Below are 22,425 nucleotides of genomic sequence, written 5' to 3' on the forward strand. Positions count from 1 at the left end.
GTGGCGAGGCTGATATGCCGTTCAAGGCAATCGTCTGGATAAACACTTTGGCTGCTTTTCATGAGGCCATTGATGGCGAAAGACCGAAGTCGCTCAGAGGTAAGAAATTTGGCCGTGATCGCCAACCGCGGCGGGCCGCGTTCATGCCGAAGGCTTGAAAAAAGAAGCCCGCCGTCGCGAGGGCAGCGAAGGCGGGCTCTATGCCGCCGGGGAGTGAGTGAACGCCGGCGGCTTGCCGCTCCTCGCATAATCCCAGACAATAGCGGCACCACGCTAACGCTCGCCTTGCGGCAATGTTCCCTCCAAATTCACTGGCACGGCAGGAGATTCGGTGATTATGTGGTTGAGTAGCCTGACCCCCGTCGGCTGCATGGCCGGCGCGAAGACCCCCAAGTCGCCCAACGCGCCGGCCTCTCATCGGAGGATGCGATGCCACAACTTCACGCACGCGGCGTTGAACTGGTTGTCGAGCTTCTAGACGCTGCAGAGCATTTCGAGCAGATGCCGCCGGATCACATCAAGAAGCTACTACGCGAAACATCGCTGGTTTTGGGTGATCTTCTGGCAAGGGATGTCCCCCCAGAGCGGCCAGCTCGTACGGCGGGAAATCCCTAAACGCAATAAAGCCCGCGCTTCTAAAGGAAACATGTAGGCTCCGGCTACCATATCTGCCGCGCGCCGGCGCAATAAACTTTTCTCAAGGATACCCTCTTTGTGCGCCGGCCAATCGCTACCGCACCGCCGATGAACGCTATGCGCCGTTTACGTCCGAGCAGTTTCGAACCGCGTCTGTGTTGATTAAAACCGATAAGCCGCTCAGGCATGTTCCGTAAGTATTTCCGCCGCGGCCATAGCCCGACTACCGTCAATTGGAATTCCGGCTGAGACGGGGCCTAGCGCAGTGATCCTGACTTGGCAGTCGGCAAGCGTGAATCCAAAAAGTTTAAAACGCTCCTCGCGATTGCTGAACTGGGAGCACACGTATATGGTGTATAAGGGAGTGAGCCGGGGATCACAGTTCCAATAGCTTCTCTTTCAGATTTGTCCGATGGCGCATCCCATAGTGCGCCGCCATCGGCTCCAAACTCGATTGGGGGATTTCCATCATGACCGTCAACGCCAGCTCGATCATCCGGATATCGGTCGACAGCAGCGGCAACAGCGCCAATAACATCGCTACTGGCGGCGTGACGTCGGGCGATGGCCGCTTCGTCGTTTTCCAGAGCACTGCGACTAACCTGGTGTCCGGCGACGCCAACGGCTTCTTCGATGTCTTTCTGCGCGACACACTGAGCGGCACCACGACGCTGATCTCGACTGCAATCGGTGGTACGCAGGGCGATAACGTCTCCAGCGTGGCGGCCGTTACCGATGACGGCCGCTTCGTATTCTTCAACAGCACGGCTACCAACCTGGTCGGCGGCGACACCAATGGCGCATTGGATGTCTTCATGCGGGACACGCTGACGGGTGTGACCACTCGTGTCTCGACGGCATCGGACGGCAGTCAGGCAAGCGGCGCCAGCCAGAATGTCGACGTCACCGGGGACGGCGGCCATATCGGTTTCCAGAGTACCGCGAACAACCTGGTGGCCGGCGACAGCAATAGCTTCAGCGATGCCTTCGTCAAGAACCTGCAGACGGGGGCTGTCACCCGCGTTTCGGTAGCAAATGACGGCTCGCAGGCCAACGGTAACTCCCTTGTGGCCCGTCTGTCTGACGATGGCAGCCGCGTCTCTTTCGTCAGTAGTGCCAGCAACTTGACGGTGAACGACAGCAACGGCGCCGTGACCGATGTCTTCGTTCGAGACATCGCTGCCGGCACCACTACCCTCGTCTCGGTTTCGACCGGCGGCGGCTCGGGGGACGGCACTTCCTACGGCGCTTTGATCTCCGGCAGCGGCCGCTATGTTGTGTTCACCAGCGACGCCACCAACCTTGTCAGCGGCGATAGCAACGGCTCCACCGACGTCTTTGTCCGCGATCTGTTGACCAACACCACCACACGCGTCTCCACCGCGACAGACGGGAGCCAGGCAAACGACCTGTCCCTCCAGGCGGTGATCTCGGCCGACGGGCGCTATGTCGTCTTCCTCAGCGCTGCCAATAACTTGGTGCAGGGCGATACGAACGGGCTGCGCGACGTCTTCCTGAAGGACATGGTGACCGGCGCGGTGACGCGCCTGTCCGTCGCAGCTGACGGATCTGAGTTGAACGACATTTCGAACACGCCATCGATCTCGACCGATGGCCGTTACGTCACCTTCCAGTCGCAGGCGACCAATGACGGGGCAGGTACTGACGCCAACGGCAGCGGTTTCGATGTGTTTCGGATCTCGCTCGTTGCGTCGGCCGGGGCCGACCGAATGATCGGCTCCGACGGCAATGACTCCATTGATGGTTTGGCGGGCGACGACATACTCAATGGCGGGCTGGGCAACGATGTGCTTACAGGGAGCGCCGGCGCGGACCAACTCTTCGGTGACCTCGGTTCCGACACTGCCGACTACACTGCCTCGACGGCGGGCGTTATCGTCGGCCTCGCGGACGGTTCGGGAACGGGTGGCCACGCTGAAGGCGATACGCTGACCGGCATAGAGAACCTCACCGGCTCGGCCTTCGACGATACGCTGACCGGTACCGACGCCGACGCGAACACTCTCAGCGGCGGGGACGGCAACGACATGCTTTCCGGTCTCGGCGGCGCGGACAACCTGATCGGCGGAGCAGGTTCGGATACTACCGACTACACCGCCTCCACGGCGGGCATCATCGTCAACCTGGACACCGGAACGGCTAGCGGCGGCCATGCCGAAGGCGATACGCTGGCCAGCATCGAAAATCTTTTCGGATCGGCCTTTGATGACACGCTGACAGGCACCGATGCCGATGCGAATATCCTGAACGGCGGTGCCGGCAACGATCTGCTATACGGCCTGGGCGGCGACGACACTTTGATCGGCGGGCTGGGTAACAACACACTGGCCGGCGGCGACGGCGACGACATCTACATTGTCTCCTCGACAGGGGATCGTGTTATAGAAGTGACTGGCGAGGGCCGCGACACCGTACGAGCTTCGGCCAGCTGGACGATCGGCGCCAACATCGAACGCGTCGAATTCCAGGGCACCGCCAACCTGACCGGCAATGGCAACACGCTTGCCAACACCGTCGGCGGCAACAGCGGCAATAACATCCTGCGCGGCGGTGCCGGCAACGACACGCTTGCCGGCTATCTCGGCAATGACCGCCTGGTCGGCGGGGAAGGCAAGGACAATTTCGTCTTCAACACGGTGCTCGGGCCGAACAATGTCGACACCATCACCGACTACAATGTCGCCGACGACATGATCCAGCTGGACAAGGGCATCTTCTTCGGCCTGGCGGCGGGCTGGCTGTCAGCGGCGGCATTCCATATCGGCACTGCCGCGCATGATGCCAGCGACCGGATCATCTTCAATTCGACGACGGGTGGCCTTTTCTTCGACAAGGACGGCATCGGCGGCGCTGCTGCAACCCAGTTCGCCACCCTCACGCCCGGACTGGCGATGACGGCAAGTGACTTCTTCCTCGTCTGAATAATCTCACTGCCGAGGCCCGTGGACTGCGTTCTGTGGGCCTCGAGTTTTCACGGACTGCTCGGTCACTCGCCGGTATCACGGCAAGACTTCTGTGCCAAAAGAGGTTTTGGACGCCCCGAGGTGCTTTCTCCAGCCTCTGAAGCAATCTGCAAGGATGCCATCGCTTCTGCTTACACGACTCGTCCGCGCGATGAGAGACGGCTGGCGGGAGAATGAAATCCGGGCCGCCGTCGTCGAACTGGCTCAGACGGCGCTGCGTTCGATCTCGACGGCAGGAATCGCGGGAAGCCGAAGGCCAGCGATGACCGGCATACAGTAAGCCATCCCTTGCCATCGATTGCGGCTAGCCGTACCAAAGCGGTTACTGGACAGGAATGATCCTAGCCGATGCAGCGTTTCTCCACCGAAAATATCCCTGAACGCGATCGCCCGGCATTCGTGCACGAATTCGTGGCGCGTCATGTCGCCGGCAGGCAATTCACTCCCGCCGACCCAAGGGGTTTCCATGTAGAGATCGCCGCCTTTGGCCTGCCGGATCGGGTCACAGTCGGAACGGCCAGGTATTCACCACTCCGCGGTGCAAGGACACGCGATCTGCTCGGCGATGGCAGAGACGGCTATCTCCTCACCTTGCATACGGAAGAGCATGAGGTGTCGATAGAGGGAGGGCGACCGGTGAAAGTGCCTGCCGGTGACCTGATGCTCGTCAACGAAGGGACACCGTCGGATTTCTGGCTGCCACAAACCGTCGTGAGGGTGCTGTCCTTTGAGCGATCGCGGCTGGCTCGGATGGTGCCACGTATCGACATGAGAGCAAGCTACCACATTCCTAAAACCACCCCCGGCATGTCACTCATTTCCGGCTATGCTGATCTCTTGCGAACAAATCAGCCACAGGGTGACAAAGCCAGTCAGATCGCCGTCAATCACCTTTATGACCTTGCAGCTCTTCTACTGGATGGTTTTGTCCAGGGCGGTGCAGAACGGAACGAGCCCAGCTTCAGGAGCGCGCGGCTCCAACTCGTGAAAAAACACATTCTCAGCCGAATGCAAGATCCAGAGCTGAGCATCTCTTTGGTGGCCGGTCTACAGGGTGTCACGCCGCGATATATCCAGCGCCTGTTCGAGGCAGAAGGCGTCACCTTCTCCGAGTTCCTGCGCGACAGCAGACTGAAACTTGCATTCCAGTTGTTGAGCGACAGCGACCTCGACAAAACCATATCGGAGATCGCTTACGATTCCGGTTTCCATGATCTCTCCAATTTCAACCGCGCCTTTCGTAAGCGCTTCGGGATCACGCCTTCCGATGTCCGAGCAGAGGGCATGCGCAAGCATTTCAGCTAGTCACCTCGTAGTTTTTATTTTCCCGCAACCTTCGCCGGACGCCGGGGGATTTTTAAAATCCCGATAGGCAAACGGCTGGTTCGTTCTCGGCAGTAAATGTTCGCCCGATGCAAAGACGGCGAACAATGCGGTCGTGTATGCAACCGGACGGCCCGACTGCGGCTGGCAACAAATTGGCTTGCGAGGACTCATTATGCCAACGCCTACGCTCCCCTATCACTCATTCCAGATAAATCCACATAGCCCCAACGACAGTCAAAACTCGGCGGCGGTTACGGCCCTTTCAGATGGTCGCTTCGCGGTAGTTTACCGTAGCCTCGGCGATCCGAGCACCTTGAAGTATGTCATTCACAATGCTGACGGCACCGTCAGCCGGGCCGAAGCTGTCGCCAATGCCACGAACGGCGGAGCCATCGACGAAGGCAACGTGGCAATCGCTGCGCTTGAGGGAGGCGGTTTTGCAATTACGTGGGCATCCCGCTCTGGCAGCAACGAGGATGTCCACCACCGCGTTTTCAATGCCTCCGGTGATCCGGTGACCGGAGACTTGCCCACCAATGTCGGCAGTACTGACGGCACACAGAGCAGGCCCGACATCGTGGGCGATCGCGCAGGCGGTTTCTATATCGTATGGGACGATGACAGGTTCGATAGCGACCCAGGGCCCGGTGTGACGTACACTCAGGCCGTTCGTGCAGTTCATTTCGGCGCCGATGGACAGGCCACAGGTCCGATCCAGCAAATCAGCGACCAGTGGGGTGCGGATTCCAATGCTTCAATCGCAATCAGTCGCGATGGATCGCGCGTGAACATCGTCTGGGATGATGACCTAGGTCAGTCAGCAGAGACCAATCACCATGACAGCATACGCGGCCACGAAACCGGTGGCCGTGGTTCGTACCGCGTCGACAGCGGCGAATTCGACGAATTTCATATCGATCCGGATGTCGCTTATTCGACCGGCGACAACTTCATGGCCGTTTGGACCGAACATGTCTCACCGGGTGTGTTTCGAGTTTACGGCGCTGTCAATGGCGGAGACGAATTCCAAATCAACACCTCCGCCCACACCCATACGCAAACCAAGCCACAGGTGGTCGGCCTTCAGTCCGGGAATTTTCTGGTCGTCTGGAACGACGGTGGTTTCGGTGGAATTGACGACGTTCTGGGCCAACTCTACTCCGCCAGCGGTGAACGGATAGGTTCCGAATTTGTGATATCTTCGGACCGAACCTCCAATCTTGTTGCAGGGATTACCGCGTCCGAGATGGCGGATGGCCGTGTGATCGTGACTTGGGACTCCGCGCATATAGGCTCCACCGAAATTTACGCACGGATCGTGGACCCGCGCCAGGCCGCCGTGGAATGGGTCGGCACAGCGGTCTCGGAACAGTTCTTCGGGACCGTTTTCAACGATAACATAGACGGACGCGACGGTGCTGATCGGCTATACGGGGAGGCTGGCGCCGATCGCCTTACTGGCGGTCTGGGTAACGACTATCTGAACGGCGGTTCTGGCAGCGACATCTTGAAAGGCGGCAGCGGCGACGACGTCTACGTGGTAGACACCGCCGGTGATCAGGTCATCGAGACTGCGGGAGCAGGCACCGACACCGTCCGCTCCTTCATCCACTGGACACTCGGCGCGAATATCGAACGACTGGAACTGCAAGGCACAGCCAATCTCGTCGGTACCGGCAACAGCCTACACAACATCATCATCGGCAATGTCGGCGACAATACGCTGAGAGGAGGTGCCGGCAACGATTTCCTGGATGGTGCGGCTGGCAACGACACCACCCTCGGCGGCACCGGCAACGATATCTTTGTCCTCTCCTCGACAGGCGACCGGACGATCGAACTTGCCGGCGAAGGCACCGATACGGTCAAGTCCTATATTGACTGGACGCTCGGCGCCAATATCGAGCGGCTGGAGTTCCTTGGCTCGGCCAACCTGATAGGCAATGGCAATACGCTCAACAACACGCTCATCGGCAACAGCGGCAACAACATTCTTCGCGGTGGCGCCGGCAACGACCTTCTGTTGGGCGGTGCCGGTAAGGATACCTTGCTCGGCGGAGCCGGCAACGACACGTTCCTGTTCAACGCACCGCTTGGCTCGACCAACATAGACAAGGTCAACGACTACAACGTCGCGCAGGACACGGTTCAGCTGGAGAATGGCGTCTTCACCGGTCTTGCGGCTGGCTGGCTTTCGGCCGGCGCTTTCCACACCGGGGCCGGTGCGCATGATGCGAGTGACCGCATCATCTACAACGCGACGACCGGCGACCTGCTGTTCGACAAGGACGGCCTGGGCGGTGCAGCGGCAATCAAGTTCGCAACGCTCTCGCCCGGACTGGCGATGACGGCCAGCGATTTCTTTATCGTCTGAGGGGTGAAATGCGAAAAGCCCACCACCCCTTCCGGAGCGGCGGGCCAACGTGTGGTTGGCGATCGGGAAACCGCCACGCCTGCTGTCTGAGCTTTTGAGTTAGATCGGTTTCCTCGGAAATACCGGCGGATATAGGACCAGGGCAAGATCAGCGATATCCTTTGCGCTCTCGTCGCTAGCCTTGATGCCTCTTTCCCATCGGAGTCTTCGGCATACGTGGGAGAGCATGAGCAATCTTCAGGTAATAGACGTGCGGTTGATGTGCTCTGCGGAGGCCTTCCATGGCTTTCCTCCCTTCATTCGAAGCATATGCTGTGACTTCCAGCCGCCGCCTGCTGGTCCCTCGATGTGGAGTATGCGCCAATATCGAACGACGACAATAAGATTTGACATATACGCAAAAGGAAGCCAGCGCGCTCCAGAAGGAATACGCGGTCTGAATGATTATTAGGCGCAGAATGCCAACCCACCACTGTCTATACCTGAATTCAGGGATACCAGTCTCGCTGGCATATCCGCAGGCTTGCCGAGCGCAGTATCCCAATGAGGTAGGCATATCTTCTTGCGTGCACCGACCGACGCATGCAATCTGCCCGTGTCCTTTTGGAGCTTGAAACATGTCGCAGATTCTTACGGATGGAAATGACTACATCACCGCCGCTCAGTCCGCAGTTTACGGGCTCGACGGCAATGACCGCATTTTCACCACTCAGGCCGGCCCCGACCTCTATGGCGGCAACGGGAGTGATTTTCTCGGCAGTAATGGGGCCGGAAACATGTATGGCTTCGGTGGCGACGGCAACGATACCGTCCATGGCGGCACCAGTACTGACTACCTCCATGGCGAACTCGGGAGCGACCTGCTGGTCGGCGGCGAATTCACTTACAGCTCCGCCGCAAGTGGATCCATCGTTCCCTATCTTGGTGAATTGAGCGGCAGGGACTACCTCGATGGCGGCGATGGAAGAGACAGCCTTTGGGGGTTCGACGGTAACGATACGCTGCTTGGCGGCGACGGCGGCGACAACAATGATTTCACGATTACTGTAAAAAGCAGTGATAGCGCTGACACCTTTTGGAGCACTATAAAGGGCGGTCTCTACGGCGGCGCAGGCGATGATTATCTCGACGGTGGCCGGGGCGACGACTATCTCGATGGCGGAGCCGACAACGACACGCTGATCGGTGGCTTGGGCAATGACACCCTTGACGGGGGCGACGGGGCCGACTCGATGGCCGGCGGCGACGGCGACGATCTCTATTTCGTTTCGCTTTCGGGAGACCGGACAATCGAAGCCGCTGACCAGGGCCTCGATACTGTGCGTTCCCATATCGACTGGACGCTTGGCGCAAATCTTGAGCGCCTGGAGCTTCAAGGGACTACCAACCTGACCGGCAACGGCAACAGCCTCAAAAACACCCTCATCGGCAATGCCGGCAACAACATCCTGCGCGGCGGGGCTGGCAATGATTTGCTGTCCGGGGGAGCGGGCAAGGACACGCTGGTCGGCGGAACCGGAGGCGACGCCTTTCACTTCAACGCCCCGCTCGGTTCGACCAACATCGACAAGATTACGGACTACAACCTCGCCGACGACATGATCCAGCTTGAGAATGCGGTCTTCACCGGCCTTGCGAATGGCTGGCTTTCGGCGGGTGCCTTTCATACTGGAGCCGCCGCGCATGATGCGAGTGATCGTATCATCTACAACAAGACAACCGGCGACCTGTATTTCGACAAGGACGGGCTGGGCGGTGCCGCGGCAACGAAGTTCGCCACGCTCTCGCCCGGACTGGCCATGACGGCCGGAGAGTTTTTCGTCGTCTGAGGTCGAAAACGAAAAAAGGCCCGCGCTCCAGAAGGAACACGCGGGCGCAAGGGGCTAGAGGCGTTGAATAGCCGCTTCGAGCTATTCACGCACCCTCCATTTTGGGTGGAATTTGATCATCCGGGCGGTATCGGCACGCGGCGTTCGACTCGATCCAGCCTTTCCAGAATATCCCGGATCACGTCACGCTGATTGTAGATGCCGCTCGGGAATTGCTTGATCTCGTCGACCTGGCGCTGTTGGTCACCAAACACCTGATCCAGTTCGGCGCGGAACCAGCCGTTCTTCGATCTTGTCAATCCGGCCGGATCGCCGACCAGATCACCGGCCATTGCGTCTTGGACGAGCCCCGCAATTCGTTCGACAGGGAATGAATGGAGCTTTCCTGGTTGCGAAAGCCCGTGTTTATGTTCGAGCGCAGGTCGACGACATCCCAACCCTGATTTTCCACCCGCTCGCTCAAACGAGCATATTGAGCATGCCTCTTGCACACATCGTAAGCGGTGTTCTCAGGCCACGGCGTTGAGCTCGGGAGCCGGGGATATAAGCCCAAGGCAGCAGGTCGTCGAGCTGGCTGTTGGGGTGGCCATTGACGATCCTGGTGAGGACATCGGCGAGATAGCCGAGCGGTTCGACATCGTTGAGTTTGATGAGGTGGGTGGTAGCAGATCTAAGCGGATCGAAAGAACCCTCGCAGTTCCGCCGTGAGAGCCTCCGGCGCCTCCTCCGCCATATGGTGTCCACAATCGATACCCCTCCCAGACAATCTGGTCGTCCATGGAATCCATACGTCGAGGACGTTGCCGTAAAGCTGCTCCAGATCGTCTTGGAGCGACCAGAGTACCATCGTCGGGCAGGCAATCCGGCGACCGGCAGCACGGTCCGATTGGTCATGCTCGCGATCGATCCCAAGACCGGCCCGGTAGTCTTCGAGCATTCCATGGACGACCCGAGGATCATGGATGGCAGCACGGTAGTCCTCAAAGGCTTCTGCGCCCATATGCTCCGGCGATCCGCCATACCAGCCGTCTGGGTCGGTCAGAATCGCTCGCTCTGGCTTTTCCTTTTGGGCGAAGAAGAACCAGTGCCACCATTCTTTCGCGAAGCGGGCATCGCAACGTTCCAGTGCTTCCAGGATCGGTACGCCATCGAGGATCGCGAGATGCGTAATCACGTCGGGGTAGTCCATTGCCATACGGAATGCGGTGTAACTGCCGCGATCGTGGCCTGCGACAGCAAAGCGCTCGAAGCCGAGGTGCCGCATCAGGGCAACGCAGTGACGCGCCTTTGCGCGTTTGGAGGATCCGGCGTGGTCGGGCGTGTCAGCAGGAATGGATGATTGCCCGAAGCCGGGAAGATCTGGACAGATCACTGTGTAGAATTCGGCTAAATGAGGAGCCACGCGATGCCAGGTCGCGTGCGTGCGGGGATGCCCGTGCAGGAGAAGCACCGGAGGGCCGTTGCCACCGCGGCGAATCCGAAATGTCGCCTCCGGCAGTTCAATCATTTCAAGATTAAAGCCATCGAACATCGGCGGATATAATCCCTGGAAGGGCTCAAAGGTTCCACGTCTGGTAACAGAACCGGTATGGGTAGTCCTTCCGAAAGCGCAGCCGGCACCGCCGTCCATCACCACTCCGAAGTGGCGGGATTTTTGGATCAACGACATGATAGATCCGGATCCGAAAGTTATCATAGATTAGCGCCTGAAAACGCTATGAATGCTATTCATCGTCTCTGCTCGGCTCAATGCCGCTGTCCGAGTGGGACAGTGTAAGGGGGCCGTTGAGCAGGGCGGGGGTATCAGTGAACTTGCGTTCCCCCGCCTCTTTCGCTGACCTAGCAGTGGGCCTTATGTCGACAATGTGAAGCGCAAAGCAGCGGCGCTCGTAAGTCCCGATGCTGGTCTATGGATTAGACGGCCTTGGCAAAAATGCCAGACACCCCCGACACCCTCGCCGATCACATCGCCAAGAAAATCTCCGCTTGCTATTGGCCCGCTTAGGCGTAGCGTTATTGGGTGACCAGCCTTTGATAAGGGCGCTGGTTTTTGAGAGAGAACACCATGCTTTCGCCCTCATTCGTAGGAGAAAGCCATGACCAACCATCATGATTTTCAACCGAGAATTTCTATCCCGACGACCTGGATCTGCTGGATCGCGTCGTCCAGAAGACGTGCGACTGGCACGGTCTCAGCGTCAAAGGTGAGGATGCCGAGGAGCTTGCCAGCCGGGCCATGTCGCTTTTCAGTTTCGGTTTGACCAGTGAAGACGCACTTTTCAAGAGGCTTCGACGCGAACCGTTGGCAAGGCGTCCACACCGAGCTTTCGCCGACCTAACGCGCATTTATCGTCGGGATTGGCGCCCAAAAACGATCAGATCGGTGCGCACCGTGGCCCCGACATAATTGGGCAAGAGAGTGACCGCGAGTCCTGGCTGGCAAGTGAACGTTATGTGCTTTGCGCTGCAAAATTGGCGGCGGTGGAGCTAACCGTGCTTGACGACGCCCCGAGACGAGTTGAAACGGGAAATTCAAGCGGCGTTGTCTGATCTTTGGCATTACCAAGCCGCCGGCGGCCATTCTGAAGAGGTGTCGGACCTTTTGCGTTTCAGAGTATCAGCTTGCTATTGGCCGGAATCGGCGTACCGTTATTGGGTGACCAGCGATAGAAACGGGCGCTGGTTTTTGAGAGAGATTATCACGTTTTCGCCCTGATCTGTGGAGAGAGCCATGAATAGCTCTCATGCTTTTCAGACCGGCATTTTCTATCCCGCTCAGCTGGGCGTGCTGAACCGCGTCGTTGCGAAGTTGTGCCGCTGGTACGGTTTCGAGGCTGAGGGTTCGGATGCGGATGTACTCTCCAGACGTGCTGTTTCACTACACAGTTCCGGCATTACCAATGAAGAGGCGCTTTTCAGAAAGCTTCGACGGATGCCTCTCGCGAAACACGCAGGGCATACTCGCAATGTTTTCGATTTCGGTCGGTTAGGTTGCTGAATTAGAAGCCGCTCTGATTTGGTTTGAAGTGTCCCCGCCTGCCCTCACTCCCTCCTTGGCGGGGAATGTCGCCGCTATCACCCCGGCGGTGGCGGAAGCCCGTCGTCTCGATCCGTCTTGCCGGCGGGCTTTTTGTGATCTGACAATTCACCTAGATCAGCCGTGTTTAATTCCATTGATGACGGACGCGGCGATTAACGGGAGTCGGACCGTCTCGTCAGATCAGGCGAATATTCTCGTATCGCACCTTCTTGAAAGTGTTCGACATCCCCGTCAAATTGCAACCAATGATGTTTCGATCGCTCGAATATCGATAGCGCTGGGGCCGGGAAGTCAGGGGCGGCCAGCGCACCAACGGCTACGCCGATCATCGATGGCAGCGCATCGGGCTTCCAATAGATTGTCGAACCGCAGGTTGGGCAAAAATAGATGCGCACCCTGTTACCGCTATCGCCAACGTGGACAAATTCCGTGGCCCCCCAGAAATCTCAACCGTGTCAATCGCATAGAATGCCCCGACGCTGAATGGACTACCGGTCCGTCTCTGGCAGGCGAGACAATGGCATGCGACAACCAGTTTTGACGTCTCTCGCTGTGAAATCGCGCCGAACTGCAACCCCAAGGATCGAAACGCGCAAGTGTCTGATCCAGTAGTTCTTTTTGGGATTTTCGAGGGGTCATAACAGGTGCCTTCTGGAACCCCTTGCCAACATTCATTTTCGCAATGAAATCAGCCGATTAATCCTGGTCGACGTGGGGTCACTGTTCGGCGCAATTTCACATCGTGGTGCAAAGCAACTTCCGCCTAATGCCGTGCGGGCGATTCCCGCTGCGGCCATATCGATATGAAAATCGATCCAGAGGGGGACAGCTGCAATATCCCAGGCCCCGCCTACAACAGCATGAACAGCGATTTTGGGGGCGATCTTGTGTTGGCCAGGTTAAGCCATTGCCCTTCGCCTACCGGCCAGCATGTCATTGGGGTTCTTCTGGCAGATGATCATCACCAGCCCATCCTTGTGAACGGCCAGCCGGTCACCGCACTGGTGCAGATCACGACCGAATAGACACGGATAGGCCTGCCTTGTCGAACCTCTCAGCTCGGATCATCGCGGTGAATGTCATGGACAGTCATTCCGATCGATTCCGGCGGCTTCACCAGCCATTTGCGATGGCGCAGCGTCTTGCGGGTATCCTGATAGCCGGCGTCCCAGTGCTCACGCATCGAGGTGCCTGAGAACTCGTAATCCTTTGCGTCGCTCTCGTAGATTTTCGGCTGATAGATGAGATGGACGATGTTGATCTGCGGGACATCCTCCATCGAAGCGAGGAATTCCTTGTCTCCCTCGGTCAGGATCTCCGGCGGAATGCGCAGCAATGCCTGGTGAAGCTTCAGGCGCACATTGTGCAGGCGGCGGAACGTGTCCGTGTTGTTGCGCGTCCGGCTTGAATACATGATGTCCTTGTGACGCGCCTGCACCTCGCCCATGTCTCGTGGAAGGATGCCGCGCGCACTGAACAGGTCGACCTGGAACACCAACGTATCGTGCACATCCTCCTGTTCCAGCAGATACTGAAGCGGCGTGTTCGAGACGATGCCGCCATCCCAGTAGTACTCGTTCTCGATATGGATAGCCGGAAAGGCTGGCGGCAGAGCGCCCGACGCCATGATGTGCTGCGGGCCGATAATTTCGATCTCGCTATCGAAGTAGCGGAAGTTACCCGTCCGGACATTCACGGCACCAACGCTCAACCGTCGTTGCCGATCGTTCAGGACATTCCAGTCAATCAGGCGATTGAGCGTGGCTTCGAGTTCGCCCGTGTCGTAGAAGCTCGTCGCCCCCGTTGCGCCGGGAAGCTGGTACCACGGGCTCAGCTCTCGCAGTTTGAAAAAGCCTGGAAGTCCCGACATCATCGTCATCATGGCGCTGGCCTGATTGCGCAGCTTGCGGAACGCATCGCCCTCCGGCGTAAAATGCCACACCTTGCGGCCCGACACCGTTTCCCAGAAATCGCGCAGCCGGTCGACCTGGTTGCCGGGCTCGTTGCCGGCGATGATCGCCGCGTTGATCGCGCCAATGGAAACACCTGACAGCCAGTTGGCGCTTATCCCGGCTTCGCTCAGCGCCTGGAAAACGCCCGCCTGATAGGCGCCAAGCGCGCCGCCACCCTGAAGCACGAGCGCCACAGACTGATAGGGCGCTATGAGGTCCTGTATATCGGGTGTCTCGCCTCTTCGCTTCTTCACAGTCTGGTCCATTGCAAGATCCTTCTGCCCGCTTAGCGTTCTGCGCCGGGCTGTTTCGCATAGTCGTGGACGACTTCGCCGAGGCCCAGCGTGAGATCGGCGACAAAATGAACCGCTGACACGATCTCCAACACCGGCAGGCGCGCAACATCCGCGATGACGTGCCTGTAAAGCTGCAACTCTGCCGGACCTGACCAAGCCCCCTTCACGGTGATGTCCTGAAGGTGATAGCGGACCAGTTCGCAAATGCGCGGCGTAGCATCGACATGCGGGATGATTTTGACGAGGAAGTTTGGTTTACCGAGTGAGTGCGCGATGTCGCCGGCGTCTATTGTATTGTGTTTGTAGCCCATGGTCGCAGTCGCGCAGAGCACCGAGCCATAATGCAGCGTGCCGACGACCACCTCACCCTCGTGGACGAGTTTTGGTGACGCCAGCTTCTTGGGGAAGCCCCATATCTCGCGGCCACCGGCGATTGGAGCGTCGTCATCGAGATACATGGCGTGAACATAGACGCCCTCCTCGCCGTCGAAACGCACCGGAATGACCTGGCCGGACTCGGTATAGTCGCCAAACCCGGTCGAGTCCGGCATCCTGATGAATTCATATTTGACCAGGGGTTCGGCGATTTGCAGCGGTTCGGGAACGACGGCCCTCAAGGCTTCGGGGTCGGTCCGATAGGTGACGATCACATATTCGCGGTCGATGAAGCGGTAAGGACCACGCGGATAGGCCGGATTGGTGAGCGGCATCGCATAGCTGCGGCGAACGTCTTCGGCTTTCATCTAACTGGGTTCCTGTATGGCGGAGAAAGCGATTGGGTTTTTAGGCTTCAATGCGCGGTCCAGCCGCCGTCGATGGGAAGGATTGCACCCGTTATCGACGCGGCGGCGTCCGAGCACAGGAAAAGCGCCAGGCCGGCAACCTGGTCGATGGTGACGAATTCCTTGGTCGGCTGGGCTTCGAGAAGCACGTCGTGGATGACCTGTTCCTTGGAAAGGCCGCGTGCGACCATGGTATCCGGGATCTGCGTTTCGACCAGCGGGGTCCAGACATAGCCCGGGCAAATGGCGTTAGCTGTGATCCCGGCTGTCGCAACCTCGAGGGCGACGGTCTTCGTCAATCCTGCGATGCCGTGCTTGGCCGCGACATAGGCGGACTTATACGGCGACGCGACCAGAGCATGTGCCGATGCGATGTTGATGATCCGACCCCACCCGCGCGCCTTCATCAAAGGAAGTGCGGCCTTGACGGAGTGGAAGGCCGCAACAAGGTTGATCTGGATGATGGCTTCCCATTTATCGTCCGGAAACTCGTCGATGGGAGCAACGTGCTGGATGCCAGCGTTGTTGACGAGAATGTCGCAACCGCCGAGAGCGTCGACCGCCAGCTTGATCATGTCGCCAATCTCCGCGCCTGAGAACATATTGGCGGAAGAATAGAGACAGCGCACACCGAACTCCGTCTCGATTGCAGCCCGGACGGTCTCGATGGCGACTGGGTCGCCCAAACCGTTAATCACGATATCGGAGCCTTGTGCGGCAAGCCCGCGCGCGATGCCGAGCCCGATGCCGCTCGTCGAGCCGGTCACGATAGCGACCTTCTTGTCGAGCGGGGAATGGCTTACCTGATCAGACATTCATTACTCCTGTTACTCCTGTTGCCCAAACTCTCATTGCCACAAACGCAACCTGCGATTGGCCAGAGCGAGCACAAACTTCACCGAACAGAGGTGGCATCGTATTCAGATGCCGCCTGTCACCTAACGACTGTTGACGCACGCCGATGTGTCACAGGGATGAAGCTTTTGCTTCACTTATGAAAAACCAAGCCAATATTCGGCGGCCATTCCCAAAAGTGTAGGCCCGAATTTACTTTCGTCACCGCCAGATGGCCTGTCATCCAAGCGTCAAACAACAGCATTACCAAGCATATGGCTTAATGTTGGTTCCGGCGTGGCCGCCTAGCCAGGTTCGAGCGCACGCGCGTCTTGAACAAACTACAACTTCGCGCATGCTTGTTCCGCAAGCGCACAAACCGCAGTGAGGCGCCATGGTTGGATTGCTCGTTTCCCGAATTGGAAAAGCTCGGGGCGTGGTCGATGGGCTGGCTGGCGCTGCCATTCTGGCCATAGCGTTGACTTTTGGGCAAACCGCCCAGGCGGAACCTATTCGCGGCGCGGGATCGACTTTCGCTGCGCCGGTCATGGCCAAATGGGCGAGAGCCTATAAGGATGCGCGGGCGGACGGCGGTGACTTTTTCACGCTGGATTGGACCGTCGACTACGAGCTTGTCGGATCGCTCGCCGGCCTGATGCGGCTTGAACAGCCTGAGATGGATTTCGCGGCCACCGACGTACCGGTTGCGCCTTCGGAACTCGCCAGCCGCGGCCAACAACAGTTTCCGATCGTCATGGGTGGCATCGCGATCGTCACGAATATCGACGGCGTTGCCCCGGGAGCCTTGCGATTGACCGGCCCAGTCCTGGCGGACATCTATCTAGGAAAGATCCAGACCTGGTCCGATCCCGCCATCAAGGCGCTCAATCCCGATCTGGATATTCCCGATCTCCAGATCAGCGTCGTTCACCGCAAGGACGGCTCAGGCTCAACCTTCGTCCTTACAGAGTATTTCACGGCAGTCAGCGCCGAATGGAAGACAAAGTACGGCGCCGATACCCTTATCCCGTGGCCGGTCGGGACCAGCGCCGAAGGTACCAAGAACCTTATCCTCGCCGTGCAGGAGACCAAGGGCGCGATCGCCTATGCCGAATACGGCCAGGTGATGCGCGCGGGATTGCCCTTCGCTTCAATCCAGAACAAATCGGGCAACTTCGTCAAGCCTGATCCCGAAGGCGTCCAGGCCGCAGCTAACGCCATCGCCTGGGAAAAGACGCAGGACTTTTACGCTTCCCTGACCGACCAGCCTGGGCCAGCTGCCTATCCAATCAGCACTGCCACCTTCGCGGTTGTTCCTATCGCCGGCCGGTCCCCGGATCGCTATCGCCGCGTTCACGACCTCTTTCGTCTCGCATTCGATGACGGAGATTCGGATGCGGCGGCGCTCGGTTATGTGCCGCTGCCGGAGCCTCTTGCGGAACAGGTCAAACAATACTGGGTCAAGGAATTGCAGGCCGGCAACTGAAATCGGCGAGCACTCCGTCGTTCGCCAACTCTGGACGCACCGAGGGTAATCGAAACTTGTCGCGTCGGGACGGCGCATTTTTGGGGTAGCATGAGATGGATATAGACATCTTCAAGGACATTCTCGTGCCGGTCATCGGCGGGCTGGGCTTATTCATGCTCGGCCTTGAGTTCATGTCCAACGGCATTCAGGCGCTTTCCGTCAACAAGATGCGCGCCTTCCTCGCTAGGGCGGCCGGAACGCCGATCAAAGGCGTGCTGGCCGGCACGCTGATCACCGGCGTGATCCAGTCTTCCACCGCCATGACCGTGATGGTTGTTGGCCTCGTCAACGCCGGCGTTGTCGCGTTGCGACCAGCGATCAGCGTCATCATGGGCGCAAACATCGGCACGACCCTGGGCAACGGGCTTATCGCGCTGCCGCTCGGCCCGCTGGGGCTGATCTTCGCCGGCGCGTTCTCGCTGCTCTACTGCTTCTCCAAGAATGAGAAGGTCCGCAACATCGCACTCGCCTGCATGGGCTTCGCGCTGATCTTCTACGGCCTCAACCTGATGACCGGCGGTCTGCGCCCGCTGCGCAACATGCCTGAGGTCATGGAACTGCTGCAGACGCTGAAGGCAGACTCCTACTTCAACCTGATCAAGTGCGTGCTCATCGCCGCCGCCATTACCGCGATGATCCACTCGTCGTCGGCGACGATTGGTATTGTGATGGGCCTTGGCGCGGCAGGCATCCTCGACTGGGAAACGGCCGTCGCCTTCTCGCTCGGCGCAGACCTTGGCACCACCATCACCTCGTGGATGGCTTCGCTCAATCTGTCGAAAAACGCCAAGCGGGCGGCCTACGCGCATATTTCCATCAACATCATCGGCGTGTGTATCACCGTGCCGCTGTTCTTCGTCTCGATCGAAGTCCTGCGGTGGGGCATGCAGTTCTTTGGCGGCGACCCAAGCGTTCCGGTCCTGATCGGCGGCAAGGAAACGTTCCCGCTCGTGCCGGTCGCCGTCGGTGTTTACTCGACCGTATTCAATATCTTCAACACGCTGCTGCTGTTTCCCTTCGTCGGCGTGTTCGACCGGATATTGTCGCGCGTCGGACACACCGACGCAGAGGATGTCGAAGACTACTCGACCCCAAAATTCCTCGACCAAAAACTGGCGAGCGACTTCGCCAAGGCCATCCCGGCCGTGCAGCAGGAAACAGCGCGTCATCTACAGGCTGGAGCCATGTTCCTGGACATCGCGCGATCCTCGAAGAACGCGCCGTCCGATCCGGGCGAGCATTATCTGGCGACCGATATCCTCAGCCGCGACATACGGGCCTACACCGCCCTGTTGATGAAGGAGGATTTGCCTTACGAGCAGCTCGACCTCGTCGCGAGCCTGATCGAGGAGGCGGATTTCACAGCTGCGCTGACCGAGTCGATGCATCAGGTGGCCCGGCGCGTGAAGCGCGAGAAGTTCAGCGGTCCGGCAAACGCCATCGTCGAAACCGCGCTCAACAAGCTCGATGTCTCGCTTCGCGATATCATGCCCGATCACGGCATCGCCAACCCGACCATGCCGGCCGGGCATGTCAGCTACCCCGAAGTCGATGAACTTCGTGCCCGCACTCTTGCGCTGGGGCCGGATGCGGGCGCGGTGGAACGTGGGACGATCCTCGCTCTGCTTGGCTCCATCGAGCGTGCGGAAATCCTGATCCGCCGCATCGACGCCGAGCGCAAATCCGTCAACAGGCAGAATGTTTTGGCACGTGCGGTGCAAAAGCGGGATCGGTCGTCCAACCCGAAGGATGAAGGTAGCTTCGGCCTGAACCCGCTTCCTGCCGAGTAAACCTTAACATATCACCGCAGCGCCCGCTTCAGGCAATGCTGCGGTGATAATCCTGCAATGCCCCCATGTGCGGCGCGGCATCTCCTTTCGACTCATCTTCCTGAGCGGTGGCCTCAATGAGCGTCGGTCTGATCGCCCTTCTTGACGACATAGCGGCCCTGGCAAAAGTGGCCGCAGCCTCACTCGACGACATCGCCGGCCAGGCCGCGAAGGCCGGAGCCAAGGCAGCCGGGGTCGTCATCGACGACGCCGCCGTTACGCCGCGCTATGTCACTGGTTTTTCCGCGGCGCGAGAATTGCCGATCATCGGCAGGATCGCGCTCGGCTCTCTGAAGAACAAGCTGCTGATCCTGCTGCCGGCAGCCATGCTCCTGAGCCTGTTCGCACCCCAGGCGGTGACGCCACTGCTAATGATAGGTGGTGTCTCTCTCTGCTATGAAGGCGTCGAGAAGATCTACGAACTGATCCTGCCGCATGCGGCGCACGATCATGAGACCGGTATCGAGTCCATCAGCCTGGACGCCAAATCCTTCGAAGACCAGAAGATCGCCGGCGCGATCAAGACTGACTTCATCCTGTCGGCCGAGATCATGGCCATAACACTCGCCGCCGTTCCCGACGGGAACGCATTTACTCAGGCAATGGTGCTCGCTGTCGTCGGGATGGGCATCACCGTCGCTGTCTATGGCGTCGTCGCGCTGATCGTGAAGGCCGACGATTTCGGACTTATGCTCGCCCGCGCGTCGTCGCCATCGACTGTCAGCGCGGCCCTTCGCTTGACCGGACGCGGACTCGTCCAGGGCATGCCGTATTTCCTCAAGGCACTTGGGATCGTCGGAACGGCCGCCATGATCTGGGTCGGCGGCGACATCATTCTTCATGGCTTCGAGACTTACGGCTTCGACCGGCTGGCCCACATCATCCACGACGTCGGGGATACTGCCGCGCTCGCCCTTGCGCCCGTGGGGCCTGTTGTCGCCTGGGTCGTTCAGGCAGCCGGTGCTGCGGTGATCGGGATTGCCGTCGGTTCGATTGCAATTCCGGTCATGGGATATGTCGTTTCGCCACTTTGGTGGCAGGTCAAGTCAGGCATCCGTGCTGCCTCATCGGATCGGCACGGATTCTGATTGATGTCGCACTGGGATCCGGCAGTCTTGGCGATGGAGGCCGGTTGGAACTGGCAAACCCCGGGGAACTTTTATCATCCAAAAACTTACCCGAACCCTGACAATTCAGACTCATTCGGGTACGCGCATCTTGTATCGAGCGACGGACGTCCTCGGCCCGGACACCATCGCTCGCCATGAGCTCCTGTATGATGGGTTCGTCCAACAACTCATCAAGTGTCGGTTCACTTCGGAACATCGCCCAATCTCCGCATCGATCCTTGCCGCTCGCCGACGATACGATGCATGAGAATGATGACCGGGCCACGGCGTTTCCATGACGAGTGCCAACTCATGCCGATCCTGTCTGGCTGCACAGGATGCGCCTCATCTCCAGAACGCGCGCGTGTGCTCCAACTTCTGCCAAAGGAGCTTTACTCCCGCCCAACTGGATTCGGCGCGCACCTGGCTTGCGCCGATTACCCAACCTGCAGCCCGCTGCATCTGTGGCGCTTCCGCCAAAGATGTTTCGGCACCGGTCAACAGCGCCTTCGCCATCGCGGCATCATTCAGATCGCCGAAAGCCGCTTGAAGCTTCTGCAGGCGCTTGATGAAAGGAAATACCCGTTTGGCTGGATACAGTGACGCGAAAAACTCCGCGCCGTAGCGCAGCTTCTTCAACTCCTTCCGCAATTCGTGGCGCTCGTTCACATTCAGCGCTTCGAACCCATGTGCGCGTTTGGATACTTTTTTCCAGCGTTTGCGGAGCGCCTTCTCAGCCAACGCACCAATCGGGGCGATGAGCCGCTCAGGTTGGTCGGTATCCTCCCGGTTAAGCCAGCCACCGGTTTCAACAAAGCGTGCAAGATCAATCAGAAGTTTCTGTGTCCGAGCACCCACTAGACAGTCGCGAAGGGGCTTGCGCATTTCAAGTGCTTGACGGGATAGCGCATCGGCAAGCGCCGAAAGTTCGAGTTCGTGCGGATGGTATCCCGCCTCCCGCCGTACGATGTCGTTGGCAAGAACGTCGGTATCCCGCAGACGCCCGACTTCCTGGCCAAGCCATTTTGCTTCGTCGGCGATCCTCGCTGCTTCTGGGCTGTTCAGCACCGATGCGTAAACGGAGAATACGCTCCGCAAACGGCGCAGGCCGACACGCAATTGATGCGGCCCCTCCGGGTGGTCGATTTCCCGAACCACCACAATGTTAGAGGCTATCTGGTCGAGACATTCTCGAAGCGTGGCGCGCGCCGCCTGCTCGGCCGTCCCCGCAGGATCCAGCTTGACTGTTCCAGCTTTTTGCGGCGCGAGCGGCGTATCGATGTAGCCCTTCTCATCGAGGAGATAGCCGCGGGCCGATTTGGAAAGCCGCGAAAATCGCAGCCACCGTCAGGAAACAGTGCCTGCGCTATGTCGAACAATCCGCTCGGATCGCCCTCCAAAAGCTCGATCTCCACCTCGCACAGGGGAGCAGAGCGTCCTGCGGCAAGTATCTCGCCGATGTCGACCGCCAATTCGGCGCGCGTGCCATTCTCAAGCGAGAACTCCCTTCTTGTCCGCCGAATGGCAGTTTCGCATATCGTCTGTAGCGACGCGCCGCCTACTGCGCGGACAATTTCGGCGCGCAGGGCAGCATCGGGAATCAAATCAAGGTTGAGCTGGCCTTCAGGAACCGCAACCTCGACCTCGCCGGACAGCGAGAGGCCGCCATGCAATTGCCGGCCAGTCTTGACCGTCTGGATCCAGCGCCGCCCGTCGCGTCTGAGTCTGAGCGCGATTCCTGCCTTCTTCAGGGCGTGTTCGGCCGTATCCAGATAGATACTTCTGAGCGTTTGCGTATTGGGGCGCCCATCGGCCCATCCAAGCGCCTTGACGCGCGCCCAGAGTGCGCGCGCATCTGCTTCGTCAAAGAGAAATTTAAGCTCGATCTCGCTCATATGACGATTCT

17 protein-coding genes and 2 pseudogenes are annotated in these 22,425 nt (G+C 59.0%); 10 read left to right on the forward strand and 9 right to left on the reverse strand.

Annotated features, from left to right (window positions below; genetic code table 11):
* Positions 1–429 precede the first annotated feature (429 nt).
* From G6N74_RS28100 to G6N74_RS28120, 5 genes are all read left to right on the forward strand, one after another.
* Positions 430–615, forward strand: a complete 186-nt coding sequence (locus tag G6N74_RS28100; protein WP_165121301.1) for a hypothetical protein — start codon at positions 430–432, stop codon at positions 613–615.
* A 491-nt stretch (positions 616–1,106) separates the two neighbouring features.
* Positions 1,107–3,578, forward strand: coding sequence for a beta strand repeat-containing protein (locus G6N74_RS31310; protein ID WP_165121302.1), 2,472 nt, complete (start codon positions 1,107–1,109; stop codon positions 3,576–3,578).
* Positions 3,579–3,968: 390 nt separating this feature from the next.
* Positions 3,969–4,925 carry an AraC family transcriptional regulator gene (locus G6N74_RS28110; RefSeq protein WP_165121303.1) on the forward strand — a complete coding sequence of 319 codons (957 nt, stop codon included), beginning with the start codon at positions 3,969–3,971 and terminating at the stop codon, positions 4,923–4,925.
* Between the two features lie 334 nt (positions 4,926–5,259).
* Positions 5,260–7,320, forward strand: a complete 2,061-nt coding sequence (locus G6N74_RS28115; RefSeq protein WP_165121304.1) for a calcium-binding protein — start codon at positions 5,260–5,262, stop codon at positions 7,318–7,320.
* Positions 7,321–7,937: 617 nt separating this feature from the next.
* Complete coding sequence (locus G6N74_RS28120) at positions 7,938–9,149, forward strand: calcium-binding protein (protein WP_165121305.1); 1,212 nt, start codon at positions 7,938–7,940, stop codon at positions 9,147–9,149.
* A gap of 116 nt (positions 9,150–9,265) precedes the next feature.
* On the opposite strand, the gene G6N74_RS28125 is transcribed toward G6N74_RS28120, so the two are convergent.
* The 3 genes and pseudogenes from G6N74_RS28125 to G6N74_RS28135 form a co-directional block, all read right to left on the reverse strand.
* The gene (locus G6N74_RS28125) at positions 9,266–9,481 is read right to left on the reverse strand and encodes a hypothetical protein (RefSeq protein WP_165121306.1); all 216 of its coding nucleotides are present in this window, start codon (positions 9,479–9,481) and stop codon (positions 9,266–9,268) included.
* 127 nt (positions 9,482–9,608) lie between these two features.
* Positions 9,609–9,797: pseudogene (locus G6N74_RS31010) on the reverse strand (transposase domain-containing protein); the annotation flags it as partial.
* A 22-nt stretch (positions 9,798–9,819) separates the two neighbouring features.
* Positions 9,820–10,680 carry an alpha/beta fold hydrolase gene (locus tag G6N74_RS28135; protein WP_165121346.1) on the reverse strand — a complete coding sequence of 287 codons (861 nt, stop codon included), beginning with the start codon at positions 10,678–10,680 and terminating at the stop codon, positions 9,820–9,822.
* A 1,200-nt stretch (positions 10,681–11,880) separates the two neighbouring features.
* On the opposite strand from G6N74_RS28135, the gene G6N74_RS28140 reads away from it, so the two are divergent.
* Positions 11,881–12,147: a hypothetical protein gene (locus G6N74_RS28140; RefSeq protein ID WP_165121307.1), complete on the forward strand. Its 267-nt coding sequence runs from the start codon at positions 11,881–11,883 to the stop codon at positions 12,145–12,147.
* A 194-nt stretch (positions 12,148–12,341) separates the two neighbouring features.
* On the opposite strand, the pseudogene G6N74_RS28145 reads toward G6N74_RS28140, so the two are convergent.
* Positions 12,342–12,769, reverse strand: a pseudogene (locus tag G6N74_RS28145) (GFA family protein).
* Between the two features lie 223 nt (positions 12,770–12,992).
* Here G6N74_RS28145 and G6N74_RS28150 point away from each other — a divergent pair.
* Entirely contained in the window at positions 12,993–13,214 is a 222-nt protein-coding gene (locus G6N74_RS28150; protein WP_246246018.1) for a hypothetical protein, read from the forward strand.
* A gap of 29 nt (positions 13,215–13,243) precedes the next feature.
* On the opposite strand, the gene G6N74_RS28155 is transcribed toward G6N74_RS28150, so the two are convergent.
* Genes G6N74_RS28155 through G6N74_RS28165 form a run of 3 tightly spaced genes read right to left on the reverse strand, consistent with a single transcriptional unit; the run spans position 13,244 to position 16,034 of the window.
* The gene (locus G6N74_RS28155; protein WP_165121308.1) at positions 13,244–14,407 is read right to left on the reverse strand and encodes a patatin-like phospholipase family protein; all 1,164 of its coding nucleotides are present in this window, start codon (positions 14,405–14,407) and stop codon (positions 13,244–13,246) included.
* Between the two features lie 20 nt (positions 14,408–14,427).
* A complete protein-coding gene (locus tag G6N74_RS28160; RefSeq protein ID WP_165121309.1) occupies positions 14,428–15,180 on the reverse strand; it encodes an acetoacetate decarboxylase in 753 nt (250 codons plus the stop codon).
* Between the two features lie 47 nt (positions 15,181–15,227).
* Entirely contained in the window at positions 15,228–16,034 is an 807-nt protein-coding gene (locus G6N74_RS28165; RefSeq protein WP_165121310.1) for a 3-hydroxybutyrate dehydrogenase, read from the reverse strand.
* 455 nt (positions 16,035–16,489) lie between these two features.
* Between G6N74_RS28165 and pstS the strand changes: the two genes are divergently transcribed.
* The 3 genes from pstS (at position 16,490) to G6N74_RS28180 (ending at position 20,498) form a co-directional block, all read left to right on the forward strand.
* Positions 16,490–17,539 (forward strand): phosphate ABC transporter substrate-binding protein PstS, encoded by a 1,050-nt coding sequence (gene pstS / locus G6N74_RS28170; RefSeq protein ID WP_312857938.1) that lies wholly within the window; start codon positions 16,490–16,492, stop codon positions 17,537–17,539.
* Positions 17,540–17,634: 95 nt separating this feature from the next.
* Positions 17,635–19,371, forward strand: a complete 1,737-nt coding sequence (locus G6N74_RS28175; protein ID WP_165121312.1) for a Na/Pi cotransporter family protein — start codon at positions 17,635–17,637, stop codon at positions 19,369–19,371.
* A 116-nt stretch (positions 19,372–19,487) separates the two neighbouring features.
* On the forward strand, positions 19,488–20,498 hold the full coding sequence (locus tag G6N74_RS28180; protein WP_165121313.1) for a DUF808 domain-containing protein: 1,011 nt from the start codon (positions 19,488–19,490) through the stop codon (positions 20,496–20,498).
* A gap of 366 nt (positions 20,499–20,864) precedes the next feature.
* On the opposite strand, the gene G6N74_RS31015 is transcribed toward G6N74_RS28180, so the two are convergent.
* Positions 20,865–21,680, reverse strand: a complete 816-nt coding sequence (locus G6N74_RS31015) for a CHAD domain-containing protein (protein WP_312857939.1) — start codon at positions 21,678–21,680, stop codon at positions 20,865–20,867.
* Positions 21,681–21,691: 11 nt separating this feature from the next.
* Positions 21,692–22,414, reverse strand: a complete 723-nt coding sequence (locus tag G6N74_RS31020; RefSeq protein WP_246246019.1) for a CYTH domain-containing protein — start codon at positions 22,412–22,414, stop codon at positions 21,692–21,694.
* Between the last annotated feature and the right edge of the window lie 11 nt (positions 22,415–22,425).

Source organism: Mesorhizobium zhangyense (assembly GCF_011045115.1).
GTDB lineage: Bacteria > Pseudomonadota > Alphaproteobacteria > Rhizobiales > Rhizobiaceae > Mesorhizobium_M > Mesorhizobium_M zhangyense.

What these genes read in the sequence shown, in the direction of transcription:
- G6N74_RS28165 (WP_165121310.1), bottom strand. Translation starts at nt 16,034, where the DNA reads ATGTCTGATCAGGTAAGCCATTCCCCGCTCGACAAGAAGGTCGCTATC.
- G6N74_RS28135 (WP_165121346.1), bottom strand. Translation starts at nt 10,680, where the DNA reads ATGTTCGATGGCTTTAATCTTGAAATGATTGAACTGCCGGAGGCGACA.
- G6N74_RS28180 (WP_165121313.1), top strand. Translation starts at nt 19,488, where the DNA reads ATGAGCGTCGGTCTGATCGCCCTTCTTGACGACATAGCGGCCCTGGCA.
- G6N74_RS28175 (WP_165121312.1), top strand. Translation starts at nt 17,635, where the DNA reads ATGGATATAGACATCTTCAAGGACATTCTCGTGCCGGTCATCGGCGGG.
- G6N74_RS28150 (WP_246246018.1), top strand. Translation starts at nt 12,993, where the DNA reads ATGAAAATCGATCCAGAGGGGGACAGCTGCAATATCCCAGGCCCCGCC.
- G6N74_RS28100 (WP_165121301.1), top strand. Translation starts at nt 430, where the DNA reads ATGCCACAACTTCACGCACGCGGCGTTGAACTGGTTGTCGAGCTTCTA.
- G6N74_RS28160 (WP_165121309.1), bottom strand. Translation starts at nt 15,180, where the DNA reads ATGAAAGCCGAAGACGTTCGCCGCAGCTATGCGATGCCGCTCACCAAT.
- G6N74_RS28155 (WP_165121308.1), bottom strand. Translation starts at nt 14,407, where the DNA reads ATGGACCAGACTGTGAAGAAGCGAAGAGGCGAGACACCCGATATACAG.
- G6N74_RS28110 (WP_165121303.1), top strand. Translation starts at nt 3,969, where the DNA reads ATGCAGCGTTTCTCCACCGAAAATATCCCTGAACGCGATCGCCCGGCA.
- G6N74_RS28120 (WP_165121305.1), top strand. Translation starts at nt 7,938, where the DNA reads ATGTCGCAGATTCTTACGGATGGAAATGACTACATCACCGCCGCTCAG.
- G6N74_RS31310 (WP_165121302.1), top strand. Translation starts at nt 1,107, where the DNA reads ATGACCGTCAACGCCAGCTCGATCATCCGGATATCGGTCGACAGCAGC.
- G6N74_RS28125 (WP_165121306.1), bottom strand. Translation starts at nt 9,481, where the DNA reads ATGGCCGGTGATCTGGTCGGCGATCCGGCCGGATTGACAAGATCGAAG.
- G6N74_RS28140 (WP_165121307.1), top strand. Translation starts at nt 11,881, where the DNA reads ATGAATAGCTCTCATGCTTTTCAGACCGGCATTTTCTATCCCGCTCAG.
- G6N74_RS31020 (WP_246246019.1), bottom strand. Translation starts at nt 22,414, where the DNA reads ATGAGCGAGATCGAGCTTAAATTTCTCTTTGACGAAGCAGATGCGCGC.